19 protein-coding genes are annotated in these 22,213 nt (G+C 71.4%); 5 read left to right on the forward strand and 14 right to left on the reverse strand.

What is annotated here, in order from left to right:
* Positions 1–819: a PaaI family thioesterase gene (locus JWS14_RS37850; RefSeq protein WP_206015442.1), complete on the reverse strand. Its 819-nt coding sequence runs from the start codon at positions 817–819 to the stop codon at positions 1–3.
* A gap of 117 nt (positions 820–936) precedes the next feature.
* Here JWS14_RS37850 and JWS14_RS37855 point away from each other — a divergent pair, with 117 nt between their 5' ends.
* From JWS14_RS37855 to meaB, 3 genes are read left to right on the forward strand one after another with little or no spacing between them, the layout of a single operon-like run.
* A complete protein-coding gene (locus JWS14_RS37855; RefSeq protein ID WP_206015443.1) occupies positions 937–2,853 on the forward strand; it encodes a methylmalonyl-CoA mutase family protein in 1,917 nt (638 codons plus the stop codon).
* Positions 2,850–5,114 (forward strand): methylmalonyl-CoA mutase, encoded by a 2,265-nt coding sequence (gene scpA, locus JWS14_RS37860; protein ID WP_095860589.1) that lies wholly within the window; start codon positions 2,850–2,852, stop codon positions 5,112–5,114. Before JWS14_RS37855 ends, scpA begins: the two co-directional genes overlap by 4 nt.
* A gap of 1 nt (position 5,115) precedes the next feature.
* Positions 5,116–6,120, forward strand: a complete 1,005-nt coding sequence (gene meaB, locus JWS14_RS37865) for a methylmalonyl Co-A mutase-associated GTPase MeaB (protein WP_095860588.1) — start codon at positions 5,116–5,118, stop codon at positions 6,118–6,120.
* Here meaB and JWS14_RS37870 read toward each other — a convergent pair.
* Complete coding sequence (locus tag JWS14_RS37870) at positions 6,109–7,140, reverse strand: nucleoside hydrolase (protein ID WP_072942026.1); 1,032 nt, start codon at positions 7,138–7,140, stop codon at positions 6,109–6,111. The genes meaB and JWS14_RS37870 overlap by 12 nt on opposite strands.
* Positions 7,137–7,604 carry an OsmC family protein gene (locus JWS14_RS37875; RefSeq protein WP_206015444.1) on the reverse strand — a complete coding sequence of 156 codons (468 nt, stop codon included), beginning with the start codon at positions 7,602–7,604 and terminating at the stop codon, positions 7,137–7,139. The genes JWS14_RS37870 and JWS14_RS37875 overlap by 4 nt, the downstream gene beginning before the upstream one ends.
* A 90-nt stretch (positions 7,605–7,694) precedes the next feature.
* Here JWS14_RS37875 and JWS14_RS37880 point away from each other — a divergent pair, with 90 nt between their 5' ends.
* Entirely contained in the window at positions 7,695–8,324 is a 630-nt protein-coding gene (locus tag JWS14_RS37880) for a maleylpyruvate isomerase family mycothiol-dependent enzyme (RefSeq protein WP_206015445.1), read from the forward strand.
* Here JWS14_RS37880 and JWS14_RS37885 read toward each other — a convergent pair.
* The 4 genes from JWS14_RS37885 to JWS14_RS37900 are packed head-to-tail and all read right to left on the reverse strand — an operon-like array spanning position 8,308 to position 12,907.
* Entirely contained in the window at positions 8,308–9,594 is a 1,287-nt protein-coding gene (locus tag JWS14_RS37885) for a CoA transferase (protein ID WP_206015446.1), read from the reverse strand. The genes JWS14_RS37880 and JWS14_RS37885 overlap by 17 nt on opposite strands.
* Positions 9,591–10,451, reverse strand: coding sequence for a 3-methyladenine DNA glycosylase (locus JWS14_RS37890; RefSeq protein ID WP_072942023.1), 861 nt, complete (start codon positions 10,449–10,451; stop codon positions 9,591–9,593). The genes JWS14_RS37885 and JWS14_RS37890 overlap by 4 nt, the downstream gene beginning before the upstream one ends.
* Positions 10,452–10,455: 4 nt before the next feature.
* A complete protein-coding gene (locus JWS14_RS37895) occupies positions 10,456–11,544 on the reverse strand; it encodes a hemolysin family protein (RefSeq protein WP_072942022.1) in 1,089 nt (362 codons plus the stop codon).
* A complete protein-coding gene (locus tag JWS14_RS37900) occupies positions 11,537–12,907 on the reverse strand; it encodes a hemolysin family protein (protein ID WP_206015447.1) in 1,371 nt (456 codons plus the stop codon). The genes JWS14_RS37895 and JWS14_RS37900 overlap by 8 nt, the downstream gene beginning before the upstream one ends.
* Here JWS14_RS37900 and JWS14_RS37905 point away from each other — a divergent pair.
* Entirely contained in the window at positions 12,900–13,142 is a 243-nt protein-coding gene (locus JWS14_RS37905; RefSeq protein ID WP_241031567.1) for a hypothetical protein, read from the forward strand. The two genes, JWS14_RS37900 and JWS14_RS37905, sit on opposite strands and share 8 nt — an antisense overlap.
* Before the next feature lie 71 nt (positions 13,143–13,213).
* On the opposite strand, the gene JWS14_RS37910 is transcribed toward JWS14_RS37905, so the two are convergent.
* The 7 genes from JWS14_RS37910 to JWS14_RS37940 form a co-directional block, all read right to left on the reverse strand.
* Positions 13,214–14,650, reverse strand: a complete 1,437-nt coding sequence (locus JWS14_RS37910; protein ID WP_206015448.1) for a GuaB1 family IMP dehydrogenase-related protein — start codon at positions 14,648–14,650, stop codon at positions 13,214–13,216.
* A gap of 3 nt (positions 14,651–14,653) precedes the next feature.
* Positions 14,654–15,532 carry a DMT family transporter gene (locus JWS14_RS37915; protein WP_072942019.1) on the reverse strand — a complete coding sequence of 293 codons (879 nt, stop codon included), beginning with the start codon at positions 15,530–15,532 and terminating at the stop codon, positions 14,654–14,656.
* Positions 15,533–15,537: 5 nt separating this feature from the next.
* Complete coding sequence (locus tag JWS14_RS37920; RefSeq protein WP_095860581.1) at positions 15,538–16,935, reverse strand: DEAD/DEAH box helicase; 1,398 nt, start codon at positions 16,933–16,935, stop codon at positions 15,538–15,540.
* 96 nt (positions 16,936–17,031) lie between these two features.
* Positions 17,032–18,483: an NADP-dependent phosphogluconate dehydrogenase gene (gndA, locus tag JWS14_RS37925; protein ID WP_072942016.1), complete on the reverse strand. Its 1,452-nt coding sequence runs from the start codon at positions 18,481–18,483 to the stop codon at positions 17,032–17,034.
* A 132-nt stretch (positions 18,484–18,615) separates the two neighbouring features.
* Positions 18,616–20,541, reverse strand: a complete 1,926-nt coding sequence (locus tag JWS14_RS37930) for a DEAD/DEAH box helicase (RefSeq protein ID WP_095860580.1) — start codon at positions 20,539–20,541, stop codon at positions 18,616–18,618.
* 225 nt (positions 20,542–20,766) lie between these two features.
* Positions 20,767–21,720: a M56 family metallopeptidase gene (locus JWS14_RS37935; RefSeq protein ID WP_206015449.1), complete on the reverse strand. Its 954-nt coding sequence runs from the start codon at positions 21,718–21,720 to the stop codon at positions 20,767–20,769.
* A 26-nt stretch (positions 21,721–21,746) separates the two neighbouring features.
* On the reverse strand, positions 21,747–22,160 hold the full coding sequence (locus tag JWS14_RS37940; RefSeq protein WP_015890703.1) for a BlaI/MecI/CopY family transcriptional regulator: 414 nt from the start codon (positions 22,158–22,160) through the stop codon (positions 21,747–21,749).
* Between the last annotated feature and the right edge of the window lie 53 nt (positions 22,161–22,213).

Genomic DNA, 22,213 nt, shown 5'->3' on the forward strand with positions numbered 1-22,213 from the left:
TCAGGGCAGCCGGCGGCGCCCGGTCACCGTCGCCTCGACGCAGACCCGCCCGCCCGACGTCCCGGCCACCCGGGTCGTCGCCACCGCGCGGCCCGCCCGCACCACGTCCGCGGTGAACGTCGTGTCGCAGCCCAGCGGAACCGGGCGGAAATAGTTGATCCGCACGGAAGCGGTGTCCATGTCCGCGCCCTGCCCGCTCAGGGCCGCGCTCGCGGCGAGGTCCGTCGCGCAGGCCTGGACGCCGCCGTGGACGAACCCGAGCTTGTTCGCGATCAGCGGGTTCGCCGGCACCACCACCCGCGTACCGGCGTCCTCGACCCGCCCGCCGATCCAGTCGAGCGGCGCGACCCCCGGTTCCGGGAACTCGGGGAGGGCGCCACCGTCCGGCGCCGGCGCCGGCAGGTCCACGAAGTTGCCCCACAGGGTGCCGGTGGCGATCAGGGTCCCGGCCGCATCGTGGACGCGGGCGGTGGAGATGCCGCCGTCGGCGGTGACCGCGAGGAGCCGGCTCTCCGCCCACAGCGCCGGGCCCCGCCACCGCCGGGGCGTGACGACGTCCATCGACAACTCGGCTGTGACCAGGCCGTCGCGTGTTCCGCGCCGGTCCCACACCGTGAATCCGAGGAGGTCGTCGAGCAGCACGGCGAGGACGCCGCCGTAGGAGATGTCGGCGGTCTTCGCGGCGAGCGCAGCGATGTCCATGCTCATACGATTGAGTGGTTCGCCGCGGTCGTCGACGTCCCGGGTCGGCGCACCGAGCCCGAACAGCCGCTGGGTGTTCGTGCGACCGGTCACCGCCGGTTCGTGCGCAACGCTCATGACCTGAGGTTATTCATCGTGTGGTGATCCTCACGATAGGGGGCGCCGAACTGCGGCTAGCATCACAGTCACACAACGTATTGATCGATCGCTCATCAGGGAGAGGAAGCCGACACCGTGTCACTAGCTTCAGAAACCGAGGAAGCTGCGCGGGCGTACGCCGACTGGCAGCACTCCGTGGCCGGAGTCCTCGCGAAGTCGCGTCGGATCGACGCCGCGGAACTCGGTCCGGAACCCCAGAAGCTCCTCGAGACCGTCACCTACGACGGTGTCACCATCGCACCGCTGTACAGCCCCCGCGACGAGCGCCCGGAGCAGCCCCTGCCCGGCACCTTCCCCTACGTGCGCGGCGCCGACGCCACCCGCGACGTCAACGCCGGCTGGCTGGTCAGCGCCCGCTTCGGTGAGGGTGCGGAAGCCGCGGACGTCAACCGCTCCGTCCTGGACTCCCTGGAGAACGGGGTCAGCGCCCTGTGGCTCGCCGTCGGCGGCGCCGACCTCCCCGTCCGGTCCCTGGAGACGGCCCTCGACGGTGTGCTCCTCGACCTCGCCCCGCTGACCCTCGACGCCGGTACCGACGCACCGCTCGCGGCGCGGGCGCTGTTCGCGCTGCTCGACGCCCGTGCCGCCGCCGGCGACGGGGTCACCGACCGCACCGCGGTCCGTGTCGACCTCGGCGCCGCACCGCTCACGAGCGCGTTCGCCGGTACTGCCGACGTGGAACTCGGCGACGCGGTGACCCTCGCCACCGAGTCCGCGGCCCGGTCCGAGAGCGTGCGGGCGATCGCCGTGGACGGCACCGTATTTCACGACGCAGGCGCCTCCGACGCCGAGGAACTCGGTGCGTCGATCGCGGCGGGGCTCGAGTACCTGCGGGTGCTCACCGCGAGCGGGCTGACCATCGGGCAGGCCCTCGGGCAGCTCGGCTTCCGGTTTTCGGCCACCGACGACCAGTTCCAGACCATCGCCAAGTTCCGTGCCGCGCGGCTGGTGTGGGCGCGGATCGCCCAGGTGTGCGGCGCCTCCGACTTCGGTGGCGCCCCGCAGCATGCCGTCACGTCCGCCGCCATGATGGCGCAGCGCGACCCGTGGGTGAACATGCTCCGCACCACCCTCGCCGCGTTCGGTGCCGGCGTCGGCGGCGCGGACGCCGTCACGGTGCTGACGTTCGACTCCGCGCTGCCCGCCGGGGCGCTGGGGGTGTCGAAGACCTTCGCCGCGCGCATCGCCCGCAACACCCAGCTGCTGCTGCTCGAGGAGTCGCACCTCGGCCGGGTGCTCGACCCCGCGGCCGGGTCCTGGTACGTCGAGGACCTCACCCAGCAGGTCGCGGCCAAGGCGTGGGAGTTCTTCCAGCAGATCGAGGCGGCCGGCGGCTACCTCGCCGCGCTCGACGCCGGCCTGATCGGCGAACGGATCGCTTCCACCCGCGCGCAACGTGATTCGGACATCGCGCACCGCAAGACCACCGTCACCGGCGTCAACGAGTTCCCGAACCTCGGCGAGGCACCGCTGCCCGCGGGCGCCGCGGACACCGGCCGCGTCGCGCGGTACGCCGCCGCGTTCGAGGTGCTGCGGGACCGCTCCGACGCCTACCTGGCGGCCAACGGTGCGCGCCCCACCGTGTTCCTGGCCCCGCTCGGACCCGTCGCCGAGCACAACGTGCGGACCACGTTCAGCGCGAACCTGCTGGCGTCGGGCGGCATCGAGGCACTCAACCCCGGCCCCCTCGCGGTCGGTGACGGCAGCATCGCCGCCGCCGCGAAGGACTCCGGCGCCGGCATCGCCGTGATCTGCGGCACCGACAAGCGGTACGCCGCCGAGGCCACGGCCGCGGTGGAGGAACTGCGCGCCGCCGGAATCGGCACCGTGCTGCTCGCCGGCCCGGAGAAGGTCGTCGCCGACGCGGACGGCGCCGCCCGGCCCGACGGATTCGTCACCGCCCGCATCGACGCAGTCTCGGTCCTGTCCGGCCTGCTCGACACCATCGAGAGCCCGAGCGACTCCTCGGGCGACACAGGGAGCAAGAAGTGACTACTCGCGAGGTCAAGCACGCGATCGGCAGCTTCGCCGAAGTGCCACTGGAGGATCCGCAGTCTCCTCAGCCGTCCGCTCCGACGCCGGAGCAGACGGACGAGCTGATCGCGTCCGCCGCGGCGGCGAACCACTACAGCCCGGAACAGGTGGTGTGGTCCACCCCCGAGGGCATCGACGTCAAACCGGTCTACACCAAGGCCGACCGGGACGCCGCCGAGGCCGAGGGCTACCCGGTGGGCAGCTTCCCGGGCGCCGCACCGTTCGTGCGCGGGCCGTACCCCACCATGTACGTGAACCAGCCGTGGACGATCCGCCAGTACGCGGGCTTCTCGACCGCCGCCGAATCCAACGCCTTCTACCGCCGCAACCTCGCGGCCGGTCAGAAGGGTCTGTCGGTGGCGTTCGACCTGGCGACGCACCGAGGCTACGACTCCGACCACCCGCGGGTGCAGGGCGACGTCGGCATGGCCGGTGTGGCGATCGACTCGATCCTGGACATGCGTCAGCTGTTCGACCACATCCCGCTCGACAGTGTCAGCGTGTCGATGACCATGAACGGTGCGGTGCTGCCGATCCTCGCGCTGTACGTCGTGGCCGCCGAGGAGCAGGGTGTCGCCCCGGAGCAGCTGGCCGGAACCATTCAGAACGACATTCTGAAGGAGTTCATGGTCCGCAACACCTACATCTACCCGCCGAAGCCGTCGATGCGGATCATCTCCGACATCTTCGCGTACACCAGCGCGAAGATGCCGAAGTTCAACTCGATCTCCATCTCCGGCTACCACATCCAGGAGGCCGGAGCCACCGCCGACCTGGAGCTGGCGTACACCCTCGCCGACGGTGTCGAATACATCCGCGCCGGCCTCGACGCGGGCATGGAGATCGACAAATTCGCGCCGCGGCTGTCGTTCTTCTGGGCGATCGGCATGAACTTCTTCATGGAGGTCGCGAAGCTGCGCGCCGGCCGCCTGCTGTGGAGTGAACTGGTCGCGAAGTTCGAACCGAAGTCCGCGAAGTCGTTGTCGCTGCGCACCCACTCGCAGACGTCGGGCTGGTCGCTGACCGCGCAGGACGTGTACAACAACGTGGCCCGCACGTGTGTGGAGGCGATGGCGGCGACGCAGGGGCACACCCAGTCGCTGCACACCAACGCACTCGACGAGGCCCTCGCCCTGCCGACGGACTTCTCCGCCCGCATCGCCCGCAACACGCAGCTGCTGCTGCAGCAGGAGTCGGGGACCGTCCGTCCCATCGACCCCTGGGGCGGTTCGCATTACGTCGAGTGGCTCACCCACCAGCTGGCGAACCGTGCGCGCGCGCACATCGCCGAGGTCGAAGAGGCCGGCGGCATGGCGCAGGCGATCAGCGAGGGCATCCCGAAGCTGCGCATCGAGGAGGCCGCGGCCCGCACCCAGGCCCGTATCGACTCTGGCCGGCAGCCGCTGATCGGCGTCAACAAGTACGTGCCGGACGAGGCCGACGAGATCGAGGTCCTCAAGGTCGAGAACTCGCGGGTCCGCAAGGAACAGCTCGAGAAGCTGGACCGGCTGCGCGCCGACCGGGACTCGGGAGCCGTCGAGGCGGCGCTCGCGGAACTGAGCCGCGCCGCCGCGGCCACCGAAGGCGGCATGGAGAACAACCTGCTGGCGCTGGCGATCGACGCGGCCCGGGCGAAGGCCACGGTCGGGGAGATCTCCGAGGCGCTCGAGAAGGTGTACGGGCGTCACCAGGCCGAGATCCGCACCATCAGCGGGGTGTACCGGGACGAGGCCGGGAAGGTCGACAACATCAACAAGGCAACCGAACTCGTCGAGAAGTTCGCGGAAGAGGAGGGCCGGCGTCCCCGTGTCCTCATCGCCAAGATGGGGCAGGACGGTCACGACCGCGGCCAGAAGGTGATCGCCACGGCCTTCGCGGACATCGGATTCGACGTGGACGTCGGACCGCTGTTCCAGACCCCGGAAGAGGTCGCCAACCAGGCGGCCGACAACGACGTCCACGTGGTCGGTGTGTCGTCGTTGGCCGCAGGTCACCTCACGCTGGTGCCTGCGCTCCGGGAAGCACTCGCGGCGGTGGGACGCCCCGACATCATGATCGTGGTCGGTGGCGTCATCCCGCCCGGCGACTTCGCCGAACTGTACGAGGCCGGCGCCGCGGCGATCTTCCCGCCGGGGACGGTCATCGCGGACGCCGCCAGCGGTCTGCTCGAGAAGCTGGCCGCGCAGCTCGGCCACGACCTGACGGGCACCCCGGAATAGCATGGGGCGGCCTCCAGTCGACATCGATGCCCTCGCCCAGGCCGTGCGCGCCAACCAGCGCGCCGGCCTGGCGAAGGCCATCACCCTGGTCGAGTCCACCCGCACCGATCACCGTGAGGCGGCGCAGCGGCTGCTGCTCGAGCTGCTGCCGGAGTCGGGGAAGGCGCACCGGGTCGGGATCACCGGGGTGCCCGGCGTCGGGAAGTCCACGTTCATCGACGCGCTCGGGATGCACCTGATCGGGCAGGGGCACCGGGTGGCGGTCCTGGCCGTCGACCCGTCGTCGACACGCACCGGCGGGTCGATCCTGGGCGACAAGACACGGATGGCGCGGCTGACCGTCGAGAAGGACGCCTACATCCGGCCGTCCCCGACGTCGGGGACCCTCGGCGGGGTCGCGAAGGCGACCCGCGAGACGATCGTGCTGCTCGAGGCGGCCGGCTTCGACGTGATCCTCGTCGAGACGGTCGGTGTCGGGCAGTCCGAGGTGACGGTCGCGAACATGGTGGACTGCTTCTGCTTCCTCACCCTGGCCCGCACCGGCGACCAGTTGCAGGGCATCAAGAAGGGGGTCCTCGAACTCGCCGACCTCGTCGCCGTGAACAAGGCGGACGGCAAGCACGAGCGGGAGGCGAAGGGCGCCGCCCGGGAACTCGCCGGTGCGCTGCGCCTGATCTACCCACACGACGCCGTCTGGACGCCGCCGGTGATCACGATGAGCGGTCTCGAGGGTGTCGGTCTCGAGGACTTCTGGAACACCGTCTGCAAGCATCGGGACGTGCTGACCGCGGCCGGGCAGTTCGAGGAGAACCGGCGCCGCCAGCAGGTGGACTGGACGTGGACGATGGTCAACGACCAGCTGCTGCGCCGCCTCGCGTCGAACACGAGGGTCAAGGCGATCCGCGGCGACGTCGAACAGCGGGTGCGGGACGGATCCCTGACGGCGGCGCTGGCCGCCGCCGAGATCCTCGACGCGTTCGACGGTGCGGACGCGTCAGCCGACTGATTTCGCGAAGCGCCCGACCCGGTCGACGAGATCGTCGAAGAACGCGGCCGGGTCGGTGCTCACCGCGACGTCGACGTTGGGTTCCCGGTTCCAGTGGCCCACCCAGTCGGCGACCGTGGTGCCCCGGGTGAGCCGGCCGTGCAGTTCGACGTCGACGGTCGCAGGCCGGGTCCGTGCGATCGCCGGGTTCAGTGCCACGGCCGCCGCGAACGGGTCGTGCATGTGCGCCAGGAAACCCTGGTCGTGGGTGCGGTGGAAGTCCATGTAGAACCGGATGGCGTCGGACAGGTGCCGGATCACCGCGTTGCTGGCGGTCGAGCGCACCTGCGGGCCGTCGTCGGGGGAGATGATCTCGGCGGGGGTGCTGCCGGCCGCCTCCGCGAGCCGCCGCACGTGGTCCGGTGTCATCTCGATCGTCTCGGTGACGTCCAGCCCGCACAGGATGGGCCGCCTGCCCTCGGGCAGACCGGAGAAGGCGTCGAACACCTCCTTGGCCGCCTCCGGATCCACCGACACGTTCCATTCACTGGTGGGGGTCGTGTTGCCGGGGTGGTTGAACGCCCCGCCCATCACGACCAGGCGCCGCAGCATCCGGGGCAGTTCCGGTTCCTCGCGGATCGCGAGGGCCAGGTTCGTCAGCGGCCCGGTCACCAGCCCGGTCAGCTCCCCGGGAGCGTCCCGGACCAGGTCCACCCACAGGCTGGTCGCGTCCCGCTCGGACAGCGACCGGCCGGACGGGGGGAGGACGGCGTACCCGATGCCCTGCGGGCCGTGCGTGTCCTCGGTGGTGCGCAGCGGGCAGTCCAGCGGCACCCGGGCGCCGAGCGCCACTTCGACGTCGGGTGCCCCGCACAGTTCGAGCCAGTTCAGGTTGTTCGCCGCGACCTGCTCGACGGGCACGTTGCCCGCGGTGCTGGCGATGCCCGCGATCTGGGCCTCCGGGCTGGCCAGCAGGTACAGCAGGGCGAGGGAGTCGTCGATGCCGGTGTCGACGTCGACGATCAGCCGCTGCCTGCTCACGCCGTCACCACCGTCGGCCGGTGGTGCACGGGGAACGCGACCGACCGGGCGATGAAGCACTTCGCGTGCGCCCGGGCGTGCAGCGACTCGGCGCGCGCGGCCATCGCCGCCTCCGCGACGGTGACCGTGGGATGCAGCACCACCTCGGTGAATTCGCCTGCGCCGTCCGGGTGTTCGACCATCGTGCCCGTCGGGTCGTCCCGGTAGTCGACGACGACCACACCGGCCGCGGCGGCCAGGCCCAGATACCAGAGCATGTGACACTGCGACAGCGACGCGACGAGCAGTTCCTCCGGATTCCAGCGGGCGGCGTCGCCGCGGAACGACGGGTCGGCGCTGCCCGGCAGATCCGGTTTGCCGGCCGCCGCGATCACGTGGTCCCGGTCGTAGGTGTCGGGGCCCGACGTCCCCGCGCCGCGGTTGCCGGTCCAGGTGACCGTCAGCGTGTAGTCGTGTGTGCTCACGCGATCATTCTTCACGGCCGTGCGATGAGTTTCGCGGGCGGGCACGGTCTGTTCACGTAGAGCACGACACGGCGACCGGAGGAGACGGACATGGCACGGGACACGGCCCCGGACTGGGTCGCGGGGGAGCGGCGCGACCTGGCGTCGATGCTGGCGGGACTGACGCCGGAGCAATGGGACGCGCCGTCGCTGTGCGCGGGGTGGCGCACCCGGGAGGTGATCGCGCACATCACCATGCCGTATCGCCTGTCGACGCCGCGGATCCTGCTGAAGATGGTGAAGGCGCGCGGCAAATTCAACCGGATGTCGGACGCGCAGGCTCGCGAGGACGCGCGGACCCTGACCGCCGGCGCGCTACTGCGCACACTGGAGGAGAACGTCGCGCACCCGTGGACGCCGCCGGGAGGCGGCTTCGAGGGGGCACTGTCCCACGACGTGATCCACGGTCTCGACGTGTCGGTGGCGCTCGGCCTGGGCAGGCGGGTCCCGGACGACCGCCTCGACCGGGTCCTCGGCGGCGTCGGCCCGAAGCACGTGAAGTACTTCGGCGTCGACCTGACGGGCGTGCAGTTGACGGCGGACGATCGAACCTGGACCTTCGGTGTGGGTGCGCCGCTGCGCGGTTCCGCCCAGGACCTGCTCCTCGTGCTGTGCGGTCGCCGGTTGCCGCCGGGACATCTGCGCGGGGAACCGAGCGCACGGTTCACGGCGACGGGGTGAGCCCGGGCCAGGCGGGGACGTCGCCGCCCCAGGGACGGGCCGGGAACGGGTAGTCGTCGAATTCGGCCAGGGCGGGGCGGGCCGTCACCAGGTCGCCGTGCGCGGTGAGGCAGCGGGGTCCGGGCACCGCCGGCGGCGGCGGATCCTCGGATCGGCCGTCCGCGGTCAGCAGCCACGCCGCGGTGCGGGCCAGGGACACGTCGACGGAGCGGCCGCGCCCGTCGGTGTACCCGGCGGCGAGGGCGTCGACGATGCCGGCGGCGAGCAGATACCCGGTGGCGTGATCGAGTGCCTGCGCGGGCAGCGCGCCCGGAATGTCGCCGACGCCCTCGATCGTCGCGATCCCCGACGCCGCCTGGACGATGCTGTCGAATCCCCGCCGGTCCGCCCAGGGACCGGAGCCGCCCCACGCGCACACCCGTCCCCGCACCAGATGCGGTGGGGCGTGGTCGAACAGCCCGTCCAGCGCGCCCGGACGGTAGCCGGTGACGACCACGTCCGCCCCGGCGAGCAGGCGGTCCCACACCGCTCGGCCGTCCGCGGACCGCACGTCGAGCAGCGCGGACCGCTTGCCCTGCCCGGTGTCGCGGTGCTGCACGACGATCTCGGGGAGCGACGGGGGATCGATCCGCAGCACCTCGGCGCCGAGCAGCGCCAGCGTGCGGGTGGCGACGGGGCCCGCGATCACCCGGGTCAGGTCCAGAACCCGCACCCCCGCCAACGGTCCCGGACCGGGAACGATGCGGGAGCGCTGCCCGGCGGCGTGCACCACGGTGGACACGAGGTCGCCGGCCGCGGCGGCCGCCCCCTGCGGGCTCGCCGCCCACTCCGCCGCGGTCCGCACCCGCACCGCGACGGCCTGCGCGGCGGCGGCCCGATCCTCGATCTCGGCGGCGGTGAGGGTCCCGATCCGGGCGGCCACCGCGTCCCGGCCGGCGTCGGCGGACAGGTCGAGCGCCGACAGCAGCCGGGTGCGGTGGTGCGGGTAGTTGGCGTGGGTCCGCACCCAGCCGTCCGACGCCGGAAAGAACCCCGACAGCTCCGCGAAACCGGACACCGGGGCGCCCGACAACCGCAGCAGACGGTCGCTCGCGAACGACGCGGCGATCCGCTCGGGGTCGAGCCGCCACTGCCGGGGGTCGCGGCCGTGCGCGCGGTCGAACCGGTCGACGGCGCCGGTGAGGGCGGTCAGCGAGCCCGCCGCCACCGCGTACACGGGGAGGCGGGCCGCCAGGTAGTCCCCGGCGTGGACGGGCACCGGGGGAGTCACGGCCCCACGGCGGCGAGCAACCGGCGGCACCGGTCGTGCAACGCGGCACGCAGCGGTGCGGCGCGGGCGGCCAGCGCGGCCTGCTCCCGGACGTATTCGGCGCGGCCGTGCGGGGTCTCGATCGGGATCGGGGTGTAGCCGTATCCGCTCAGGTCGTACGGGCTGGCCCGCATGTCGAGTTCCCGTGCGGCAAGCGCCAGTTCGAAGCAGTCGACGGTCAGGTCCGAGTCGATCATCGGCGCGAGCTTGTAGCAGTACTTGTACAGATCCATCGACGCATGCAGGCACCCGGGCTGCTCCCGGCCGAGCTGGTCGGCCCGGGTCAGCGGCACGCTGTTCCGGGGTTCGGCGGCCGGGGTGAAGAAGCGGTACGCGTCGTAATGGGTGCAGCGCAGTTGCAGCGACTCCACCACGGAGTCGGTGCCGCCCGCCCCGAGCCGCAGCGGCACGCCGCCGTGCCGCACCTCCTCGGACCGGTACACCATCGCCCACTCGTGCAGGCCGAAGCAGGACAGGTGCGGGGGCCGCCCACCGGTCGCCTCCATCAGTCGGGCAGTGAACGCGACCGTGTCCGCGCGGCGCCGCAGGAACTCCGGGTCGACGGTGACACCGCCGTCGGCGCGGTGATAGCCGCGGAGGTCGGCGTACTCGTCCGCGCCGGCGAGGACGGTGCCCCACCCGGCGTGCCAGCGGAGCAGCTGGTTCGGCCGGTAGCTGTAATAGGTGAACAGGAAGTCGTTCACCGGGTGGGTCGCCCCGCGGTCCCGCCGCTCGAGGTGCGGCCCGATCAGCGCGGACACCCTCGCCCGGTGCCGGTCGCGGCGAGGGATCCATTCCGACGCGTCCAGAACGTTCATCCGATCAGCTCGTTCGCTGTCCCGGATTGACGCCGTTGTTCCGGTGGGTGCCGTCGCGGACGGTGCCCACGTATTCCTCGACGAGGTCCTCGAGGGCGACGATGCCGACGATCTGCCCCGACGGGTCCGCCGCCGCCCCCAGGTGGGAGCTGGCGCGGCGCAGACTCGCCAGTGCCTCCGCGAGCGGGGTGGTGGTCGACATCCGCGGCAGCGGGCGGATGTCCGACCGCGGAATCAGGGTGTCGGGTCCGGCCTCCTCGTCGAGGATGTCGTCGAGCACGTCCTTCAGGTGCAGATACCCGACCAGCGACCCGTCCTCGGCGCGCACCGGGTACCGGGAGTAGCCGGTCTCGACGACGGCCTGCTCGATGGCGCCGAGCCGGGTACCACCCTCCGTCAGGGGTATGGTCCGTGCCTCGCTGAGCGGGATCATCACCTCGGTGACGGTGCGGTCCGTGGTCTCCAGCGCCTGGGTGAGCCGGCGGTGCTCCTCCGCGTCGATCAGCCCCTCGGACCGGGATTCGCCGATCATCTCGGACAGTTCCACCGCCGACACGGTGACGTCGAGTTCGTCCTTCGGCTCCACCCGCAGCAACCGCAGCGTCAGGTTGGCGCACAGGTTGTAGAACGAGATCAGCGGCCGGGCCAGCTTGATGAACACCAGGTGCACCGGGACCAGCAGCATCGCCGTCCGCTCCGGGCCCGCCAGGGCGATGTTCTTCGGCACCATCTCACCGAGCAGGATGTGCAGCACCACGACGAGCGCCAGCGCGATCGTGAACGCGATCGGGTGCAGCAGCCCGGCGGGCAGCCCGACCGCGTGCAGCGGGACCTCGAGGAGATGCGCGATCGCCGGTTCGGCGACCTTGCCGAGCAGGATCGAGCAGATGGTGATGCCGAGCTGCGCGGCGGCCAGCATCAGCGACAGGTTCTCGCCCGCGAGGATCACGGTGCGGGCGCGTTTCTTGCCCTGCGATTCGAGGGCCTCGAGCCGGTCGCGGCGCGCCGAGATCAGCGCGAACTCGGCGCCGACGAAGAAGGCGTTGCCCGCGAGCAGCACGAACGTGAGCAGCACACCGAAGAGGTCACTCATCGTCGTCCTCCTCGCTGCCGGTGCCGGTGGTCCGATCGGGTTTCGGGGTGAGCAGCACCCGGTCGATGCGCCGGCCGTCCATGTGGGTCACGGTGGCCACCCACCGGCCGCCGGGGTCGTGCGCGCCCTCGGCCAGCGGGAGTTGCACCTCGTCGCCCTCGTCGGGGATCCGCCCGAGTTCGGTGAGCACGAGACCGCCGAGGGTTTCGTATTCCCCCTCGGGGGCGGTGTAGCCGGTGGTCTCGGACACCTCGTCGACGCGCAGCAGCCCGGAGCAGGACCAGCTGTCGCCGATCCGCTGGACGTCGATCTCCGGTTCGTCGTGCTCGTCGCGGACGTCGCCGACGATTTCCTCGATCAGGTCCTCCATGGTGACCATCCCGGCGGTGCCGCCGTATTCGTCGACGACGAACGCGACCTGCATGCCGTCGGACCGGATCCGTTCCATCAGCGCGTCGCCGTCGAGGCTGGACGGCACCACCGGCACCTTCTGGGCCAGCGTGTTGAGGCGGGTGGTGCGGCGGCGTTGCGCGGTCACCGCGAACGCGTGCTTGATGTGGACGATGCCGACGGCGTCGTCCAGGTCGCCGTCGACGACGGGGAAGCGGGAGAACCCGGTGCGGGCGGCGGTGTCGATCAGATCGGCCACCGTGTCCGTGGTGGACAGGGTCTCGATCTTCACGCGCGGGGTCATCAGTTCCTCCGCGGTGCGTTCGCCGAAGCGCAGCGAGCGGTTGACCAGCAGCGCCGTGCCCTTGTCGATGGCGCCGCGCTGCGCGGACGTCCGCACGAGCGAACCGAGTTCCTGCGGGGACCGCGCGGACCGCAACTCCTCGGCCGGTTCGATGCCGAGGCGTCGCACCAGCCAGTTCGCGCTTCCGTTGAGCCCGTTGATGGCCCATTTGAAGATCAGCGAGAACGCGGCCTGCATCCCGGCCGTCGCCCGCGCCGTGGGCAAGGGGTGCGCGATGGCGAGGTTCTTCGGCACGAGTTCGCCGAACACCATCGAGAACGAGGTCGCGAGAATCAGGGCGATCACCAAAGACGTTGCCGCAGCGGCAGATTCACTGAAGCCGATCGCGGACAGCACCGGGGTGATGAAGCGTGCCAGGACCGGTTCGGACAGGTAGCCGGTGATCAGCGTGGTGATGGTGATGCCGAGCTGGGCCCCCGACAACTGGAACGACAGGGTGCGGTGCGCGTGCTGCACCTGCCGGGCCCGCCGGTCACCGGTGCGGGCGTGCGCGTCGACGGTGCTGCGTTCGAGGGCGGTGAGGGAGAACTCGGCCGCCACGAACAACGCGGTACCCGCGGTCAGGGCGAGAAAGCCGAGCAGGGCGAGAATGCTGAGCGCGATGTCCATCGGTCATCGCCGCCGGGCGGAGGAACGGGGGTCGCCGGGTTTGTCACCCGGCTCGATAGAGGAGCCCTCCGAACCGGCGGAATCGGAGTCCGATTCCACGGAGCAGGAGGGGACGACACTCCCGGAGACGGCGGGTGGAGCGCTTGCTGCGTATGTGGGTGCCGCGGGCACCGGAGTCCTCTCGTTCGGCCTCGACGGCCCGGACGGGTCCGGCGCCGAGAACTGGTGTGGTTGAGCGACCCATGATACCGGGGGATGTCCGGTTCCGTGGAACAGGACACCCTCCGGCACTTCAGGATGCAGTCCTCACCAGCCGGCCGGCAGCGGGCGACCCTCCGCGAACCCGGCGGCCGACTGCACACCGAGAACGGCCCGCTCGTGCAGTTCCGCCAGCGTCCGCGCGCCCGCGTACGTGCAGGTGCTGCGCACCCCGGAACAGATGTGGTCGATCAGGTCCTCGACGCCGGGACGCTCCGGGTCCAAGCGCATCCGGGAACTCGAAATACCCTCCTCGAACAGCCCTTTCCGGGCCCGGTCGAAGGCGGTGTCGGTGGCGGTGCGCGCCGCGACCGCGCGCTTGGAGGCCATCCCGAAGCTCTCCTTGTACGCGTTGCCGGACTGGTCCACGCGCAGGTCGCCGGGCGACTCGTAGGTGCCGGCGAACCACGATCCGATCATCACGTTCGCCGCGCCCGCGGCCAGGGCGAGCGACACGTCGCGGGGGTGACGGACGCCTCCGTCCGCCCACACGTGCGCACCCATCGCGCGGGCCTGCGCGGCGCATTCCTCGACGGCGGAGAACTGCGGCCTGCCCACCCCCGTCATCATCCGGGTGGTGCACATCGCGCCCGGCCCGACCCCGACCTTCACGATGTCGGCGCCCGCGTCGATCAGGTCCCGGGTGCCGGCGGCGGACACGACGTTGCCTGCGACCAGCGGCACCCCGAGATCGGCCTTCTTCAGTGCGCCGAGGACGTCGATCATCTTCTGCTGGTGGCCGTGCGCGGTGTCGACGACCAGCAGGTCGGCCCCGGCATCGACGAGGGCGCGCGCCTTCGCGGCGACGTCGCCGTTGACGCCGACGGCCGCGGCCACCCGCAGCTTCCCGTTGCCGTCGACGGCGGGCTGGTAGATGCCGTCCCGGATGGCGCCGGTGCGGGTGAGGACACCGGCGAGGGTGCCGTCCGGGTGCACGATCACGGCGAGGGAGTCGTGCGTGCCGTCGAGGAGTTCGAACACCTCCCGCGGCGACGCGGAGTCGGGGGCGGTGACGAAGTCGGTCAGCGCCACCGCGCGCAGCCGCGCGAACCGGTCGACGTCCGCGCAGGAGGCCTCGGTGACGACACCGACGGGGCGGTCGTCCTCGACGACGACGACGGCGCCGTGCGCCCGCTTCGGCAGCAGCGCCAGCGCGTCGGACACGGCGGCGTCGGGGCCGAGGGTGACCGGGGTGTCGGCGACCAGGTGCCTGCTCTTGACGAAGGCCACGGTCTCCGCGACGGCACGGGCGGGAAGGTCCTGCGGGAGGACCACCAGACCACCACGGCGGGCGACGGTTTCGGCCATGCGGCGCCCGGACACCGCCGTCATGTTCGCGACGACGATCGGGATGGTGGTGCCCGAACCGTCGGCGGTGGCCAGGTCGACGTCGAATCGCGACGTGACCTCGGTGCGGTTGGGCACCAGGAACACGTCGTCGTACGTCAGGTCATAGGGAGGGCGATGCCCGTCGAGGAACTGCACATTTCAGGACGATACCGGGGAAATTGCGGCGATGCCGGATGTCCGCTGAGCCTGCGACCTGGACAGTCCGATCGTGGCCACCAGCATCACCGCGACCGAGCAGCCGACCACCACCAGTCCGGGTCCTGCGACCCGCAGGCGTTCGTCGAGGACGGTCATGCCGAGGAACACGGCGGCGAGCGGTTCGGCGATGGTCAGCGCGGGCAGCGACGCGGACAGCGGCCCCACCTGGAAGCCGCGTTGCTGCAGATACACCCCGGCCAGCCCGGCGGCGACCAGCGCCCACGCCTGCCAGCTGCTCAGCACCGCCCACAACCCGCGGGGGACGAGTTCGACGACGTACTTGGTGAACGCGACCGCCACCCCATACAGGATGCCGCCCGCCCCGCCGAGCAGCAGGGCCCGCCACCCGGGGTCGATCTTCGTCATCCCCGCCGCGGCCGCGGCCGCCACCACGGCGAGCAGGATGCCGAGGGGCACCACCCATTCCCGGAACGGGGCGTCGATGTTCCCCTCGGTGGGGTCGCCGATCACCAGGAAGATCGCGAGCGCCACGGCCAGCGCGACGGCGAGGGCCCACGTGGTGCGGCTGAGCCGGTACCCGGAGAACTTCGCCGACAGCGGCAACGCGAACAGCAGCGCCGTCACCAGCAGCGGCTGCACCACGAGCACCGACCCCAGCGCCAGCGCCACCGCCTGCATCACGTAGCCGCCGCCGTCCCCGACGATGCCGGCCCACCAGCGGGGACTGCGCAGCAGGGTGGCCAGGAACGCGGCGTCCTCGGGGACCTCGGACGCGGCACTCTGCTGCGCGACCGACGCGCACGCGAACAGCAGCGCCGCGATCAGCGCGCACACGACCGACGCGAACGGCAGGGACATGCCTCTCAGTGTGCCCCGCGGTTGCGGTGTCCGTGGGGAGTTGACGCAGGTCCGGGTTTCCGGCCGCGGCGCGCACCCGACCGGGCCGCTCCGCCGTCGCCGGGCCTGCCGCGGCGGGCGGCGCGACCCGCGGGGTCGTGCGCCTGCCTGCCCTTCTTCGGGGTGTCCTGCGCCTGCGCCCGGGTGTCCGGTGCGGGGACGGCCTTCCCGGTGGGACGGCGGGCCCCGGTGAGCTCGGCCAGCACCCGGTCACCCGGCCGCACCGGGGTGCCGGTGACGTCGAGACCGGCCTTGCGGGTCAGCTTCTCGACCGCGGCCCGCTCGTCCTCGGTGACAAGGGTGACCACCACCCCGGACTCGCCCGCGCGGGCGGTGCGCCCCGCCCGGTGCAGGTAGTCCTTGGCCTCGGTGGGCGGATCGACGTGCACGACGAGCGTGATGCCGTCCACGTGGATGCCGCGGGCCGCCACGTCGGTGGCCACCAGGACCGGGGTGGTGCCGTCGGCGAACGACTCCAGGGTGCGGGTGCGGTTGTTCTGCGCCTTGCCGCCGTGCAGGGCCCCGGCCGCGATGCCGGCGGCGTGCAGTTCCTGCGCCACCCGGTCCACACCGTACTTGGTGCGCACGAACATCAACGTCCGCCCCGACCGTGAACCGATATGTGCCACAACGGAATACTTGTCCTGCCGGTCGACGTACAGCAGGTGGTGCCGCATCGTCGGCACCGCCGCCGCGACCGGCGCCGTCGAATGCGTCACCGGGTCGTGCAGGTACCGGCGCACGAGGGTGTCGACCTCCCCGTCGAGGGTCGCCGAGAACAGCAGCCGCTGCCCCCCGGCCGGCGTCTTGTCGAGGATTGCCGTGACCTGCGGCAGGAACCCCAGGTCCGCCATGTGGTCGGCCTCGTCGAGGGCCAGCACCGTCACGTCGTCGAGGGACACCGAGCCCTGCGACAGGTGGTCGGCGAGGCGCCCCGGCGTCGCGATCAGCAGGTCGACACCCCGCGACAGCGTCTCGACCTGCCGTTTGATCGGAACCCCGCCGACGACGTTCGCCACCCGCAACCCCACCGACAGGGCCGGCTCGTCCAGTGCGCGTTCGATCTGCACAGCCAGCTCGCGGGTGGGCACCAGCACGACGCCGCGCGGGTACCCGCGCCTGCTGGCGGCGCCCTTGAGCCGCACGAGCATCGGCAACCCGAACGCGAGGGTCTTTCCCGACCCGGTCGGCGCCCGGCCCAGCACGTCCCGGCCCGTGAGGACGTCGGGAATGGTGGCCGCCTGGATCGGGAACGGCGCGGCGATGCCGCCGCGGTCGAGGGCGTGGGTCATCACCGCGGGGAGACCGAGCGCGAGGAACGTCTCACCCACCGGTGCGGGCGAGGAGAACTCGTCGTCGGGCATATCGAGAAGGCTACCGCCTCGAGCGCGGGGCCTCCGACGCCTCGGCCGTGACGTACACGGGGTACGTCACGGCCGGGGACGGTCGATCGGGGAGGGTCAGGCCTGCACTTCGCTGCGGTCACCGCTCCAGAGGGTGTGGAACTTGCCCTCGGCGTCGACCCGCTCGTAGGTGTGGGCGCCGAAGAAGTCCCGCTGCCCCTGCGTCAGGGCGGCGGGCAGCCGCTCGGCGCGCAGGGCGTCGTAGTAGGACAGCGAGGACGCGAACGCCGGCACCGGGATCCCCAGCAGGGTGGCGGTGGACACCACGCGGCGCCAGCTGTCGATGGCCGTCTCGATGGCGTCCCGGAAGTACGGGGCCAGGATCAGGCTCGGCAGCTTCGGGTTCTCGTCGTACGCGTCCTTGATGCGATTGAGGAACCGGGCGCGGATGATGCAGCCGCCACGCCAGATCGTCGCGAGGTCGGCGGGGTGCAGGTTCCAGTCGTATTCGGCGCTGCCTGCCGCGATCTGGTCGAATCCCTGCGCGTAGGCCACGACCTTCGACGCGTACAGGGCCTGCCGGATGTCCTCGGTGAACTGGGCGGCGTCGGCGGGCTTGTCGGCCAGCTGACCGGACGCGAGACCGACCGCGGCCTTGCGCTGCTCGCGGGCACCGGACAGGGCACGGGCGAACACGGCCTCGGCGATGCCGGTGACGGGGACACCGAGGTCGAGGGCGGACTTGACGGTCCATCGGCCGGTGCCCTTCTGCTCCGCGGCGTCGACGATCACGTCGACGAGGGCCTTGCCGGTCTTCGCGTCCTTCTGCCGCAGCACCTCGGCGGTGATCTCGACGAGGTAGCTTTCGAGGTCGCCCGCGTTCCACTCGGTGAACACGTCGGCGACCTGGTCGGCGTCGTAGCCGAGGGCGTCGCGGAACAGGTTGTACGCCTCGCCGATCAGCTGCATGTCGGCGTACTCGATGCCGTTGTGGACCATCTTCACGAAGTGCCCGGACCCGTCGGGGCCGATGTGCGTGCAGCAGGGGGTGCCGTCGACCTGCGCGGCGATCGACTCGAGCAGCGGGCCCAGGGCCTGGTAGGACTCCTTCGGTCCGCCCGGCATGATCGACGGGCCGTTCAGCGCGCCCTCCTCGCCGCCGGAGATGCCGGCACCGACGAAGTGCAGGCCACGGTCCCGGAGGGAAGCCTCGCGCCGGATCGTGTCCGTGTACAGGGCGTTGCCGCCGTCGATGATGATGTCACCGGGCTCCATCGCCGAGGCGAGTTCCTCGATGACGGCGTCGGTGGGGTCGCCGGCCTTGACCATGATCAGCACGCGGCGCGGCTTCTGCAGCGCTGCCACGAACTCCTCGATCGTCTCCGTGCGGACGAAGTCACCTTCGCTGCCGTGCTCCTCGATGAGGGCGTCGGTCTTGGCGATGCTGCGGTTGTGCAGCGCGACCGTGTGACCGTGCCGGGCGAAGTTGCGGGCGATGTTCGAGCCCATGACGGCCAGTCCCGTGACGCCGATCTGCGCGCGGGCACCCTCAGTGTTGTCGATAGTCATGGATACAGCATTCCCTCTCGCTCGGCGGTAGTGAAATCGGCGGCTACGAAAAGCTCGACCGGCTAAGCCAAACACACGAAGGCCGGCCGTCGCACATGCGACGGCCGGCCTTCGTGTCACGGCATCGTTCGATCAGCTGCGGCGCTCACGGCGCGGGCCGTCGAAGCCGTCGTAGGAGCGACGGTCGGTACGGCTGCGGAACCCGCCGCCGGTCGACGCGGGACGCCGCTCCGACGTGGCTGCGGGGCGCCGATCGTCCCGCCGATCGTCCCGGCGGAACCCGCCTGCGGCGCCGCGGTTGTCGCCGAAGTCGCGGCGCGGTGCGCTGCGGTCGAAGCTGCGCTCGCCGGAACCGCGGTGGCTGTCGCCGCGGTCCCCGTAGTCGCGCCGGGGTGCGCTGTCCCCGAAGTCGCGGCGCGGAGCCCGATCGGAGAACGTCCGGTTGTCGCGGTCACCGCGGTACCCACCGCGGTTGTCGCCGTCACGCTGGGGGCGGTCGCCCCGGTAGCCGCCGGACCGGTTGTCGGTCTGGTCGCGGCGCGGGCCGCGCCCTTCGTAACCCCGCCCCTCGTAACTCCGGCCCTCGTTGCCGCGGCCCTCGAAGCTGCGACCACCCGACGGGCGGTCACCGTAGCTGCGCTCACCGGCGTCGCGGCGGGGGCCGCCCCGGTCGGAGGAGCCGCGACCGTCGAAGCCGCGGTTGCCGCGGTACCCGCCGCCGTCGCGGCCGGCGTACCCCCCTTCGCGGCGGGGCCCGCGGTCACCGAACTTGCGGTCGCCGCCGCGCTCGCCGCGGGAGTAGGTGTCGCGCACCGGTTCTCCGCTGGGCGCCTTGGCGCCGGTGATGCTGGCCAGCTTCTCCGAGCCGGGGGTGACGGGCACGGCGGTGGCGTCGACACCCGCCATGCCGGTCAGGCGGCGGAACGTGCGCTTCTGGTTGGGGAGCACGATCGCGACGACGGTGCCCTTCTCGCCTGCGCGGGCCGTCCGGCCTGCGCGGTGCAGGTAGTCCTTGTGGTCGGCGGGCGGATCGACGTGCACGACCAGGTCGATGCCGTCGACGTGGATGCCGCGGGCGGCGACGTCGGTGGCGACGAGCACCGGGGTGCGGCCGTTCTTGAAGCGTTCGAGGACCCGGGTGCGCTGGTTCTGCGCCTTGCCGCCGTGCAGGGCCTCGGCGGCGATGCCCACCGCGCGGAGGCGGTCGGTGATGCCCTCGCAGCCGAGCTTGGTGCGGGCGAACATGATCGTGCGGCCGTCGCGGGCACCGATTTCGGCGAGAACGTTGTCCTTCTGGCCGCGATCGACGAGCAGCACGTAGTGCTCCATCGTGTCGACGCTGGCGCGACCGTCCTCGGTGGAGTGCTGCACGTGGTCGGGCAGGAACTGGCGGACCAGCGACTGCACCTCACGGTCGAGGGTGGCGGAGAACAGGAGACGCTGGCCGTCGGCCGGGGTCTCGCCGAGGATGGCCCGGACCTCGGGCAGGAAGCCCATGTCGGCCATCTGGTCGGCCTCGTCGAGCGCGGTGATCTCGATGGAGTCGAGGATGCAGGTGCCCTGACGCAGGTGGTCGTTCAGCCGGCCGGGGGTGGCGACGAGGATGTCGACGCCGCGGCGCAGCTGGTCGACCTGCTTGGTGAACGGGGTGCCGCCGACGGCGGGGCGGACGGTCAGTCCCATGGCCCCGGCGTACGAGTTGAGGGAGTCGACCACCTGGAACGCGAGTTCACGGGTGGGGACGAGCACCAGCGCGCGGGGACGCTTGGGTGCGGGCCGGTCCTCGTGCCGGGACAGGCGGGTGAGCATCGGCAGGCCGAATGCGAGGGTCTTGCCCGATCCGGTCTGTGCGCGGCCGAGCACGTTGGTGCCGGCCAGCGCATCGGGGACGGCCAGCGCCTGGATCGGCGACGGGACCGTGATGGAGTTGCGGGCGAGGGCCTGCACCAGGGGTGCGGGCAGGCCGATCTCCGCGAACGTCACGGTGGCGTTCTGATCAGGGGTTTCGGTCTCGGTCTGCTCTAGTGGGGCAGACGTCGTCTGGACAGCGTTGGTCACGCAAATACCTCTCCGGGCATAGGGCGCGTCGCGGAGCGGGGGCTGTCATGCAGCACGCACAAAGGGACGAGCCAGGGCACATGTCACCTGGTCAATCCATTCGCGGAAGTGCGGGGAATTGGGCTGTGTGCCGTTTCAGTGTTGATGGGCCGCAGTGGCGACCGCCGACCAGTGTACGCGACGGGGCACCCGGTTATCGAACCCGGCGGACTGTGAGGTGGGCGACTATACGGCGCTGAACAACCGACTCAGCTCGGTGAGCCAGGGGACGGCGACGGCGATGGTCGGCACCACGAGGATGGCCACGGACGCCGCGTAGGCGGCGAGCGCGACCCGGGTGCCCTGTTCCGTGGACGCCAGGCGCTGCACCCGCAGCAGGGTGCTGGGACCGCCGGCGGCCATGGCACCCTTCGGGGCGACCGACCCCGAGCAGGCGACGAGTGCGCGAGCCAGTGCGGTCGGCCCGGTGGCGCGGACGGCGGAGTCGTCGGCGAGCATCTCCACCAGCAGCTGCACCGATCCAAGCGCGGACTTGCTGCGCACCACGGTGGGGAAGGCGGCGTTGACGGCGGTGAAGGCCTCGAGGACGAGGTCGTGCCGGGCCCGCAGGTGGGACCGCTCGTGGGTGAGGATCGCGGTGATCTCCGCGTCGTCGAGGCTGGTGAACGTGCCCTGGCTCAGCACCACCCTCTGCCGCAGCCCGGGCAGGCAGTAGGCGATGGGCTCGGTGACGTCGAGGACCCGCAGGTCGGGGGTGCGGGCGAGCGGGGACGACGAGTCGCAGCGGTCGAGGAGGTCGACGAGCATGCGGTGCCGGGCGCGCCGACGCCGGGTGCGGACACCGACCTGCACGATCGCGAAGATCAGTTTGGCCCCGACGAGGAGGGTCAGCGCGAACACCACCACGTACAGCAGCCACAGCGGCAGGCCGAGGGCGTCGATCTCGGCGACCGGTGCGGTGGTGGGGCGGCCGTCCGGTCCGGGGACGAGGAGCTGGCTGGCGATCGCGAGTCCCGAACTGAACGCGGACAGGACCGCGGCGAGGGCGATTGCCTGCCACAGCACGAGTGCTGCTCGGGGGGCGTGATGCGGCCATCGGGCTCGACTCAGCAGCGCAGGGACAGGCCCTGCGAGAAGAAGTGCGAGTACTCCGAATACCAGCGCGGTGGTGGCGTCCATGTCCTACTCATCATGCATGACGAACGTCAGCCGGCGCGAACGGTTCCCGACTGATTGTCTCCGGTGGTCCGTTCCTTGGCCTCGAGCGCGGCGAGGGCCTCGCGGAGCGCGTCGGCCTCGTCGGCGCCGACCTGGCCGACGAAGTGCACGAGTGCGGCGGCGCGGCTGCCGGACTTGTCGGCCTGCTGCAGGGCGTCCACCATGAGGCTCGCGACGAGTTCCTCACGCTGGTGCACCGGCAGGTACCGGTGGGCGCGGTCGTCGCGCTGCTGGATGACGAGGTGCTTCTTCGCCAGCCGCTGAAGCACTGTCATGACAGTGGTGTACGCGAGTTCACGGCGTGCCGCCAGTGCCTCGTGCACCTGCCGTACCGTCTGCGGTTCCGAAGTGGACCACAGGTGATCCATCACTGCGCGTTCGAGTTCGCCGAGTCCAGCCATAAATCGATTCTACGGATACGACGACGCAGATACGTACTACTGGTAGTAGTAAA

Origin of the sequence: Rhodococcus koreensis (genome assembly GCF_017068375.1) — a bacterium.
In the GTDB taxonomy this organism is placed as follows: domain Bacteria; phylum Actinomycetota; class Actinomycetes; order Mycobacteriales; family Mycobacteriaceae; genus Rhodococcus_F; species Rhodococcus_F koreensis.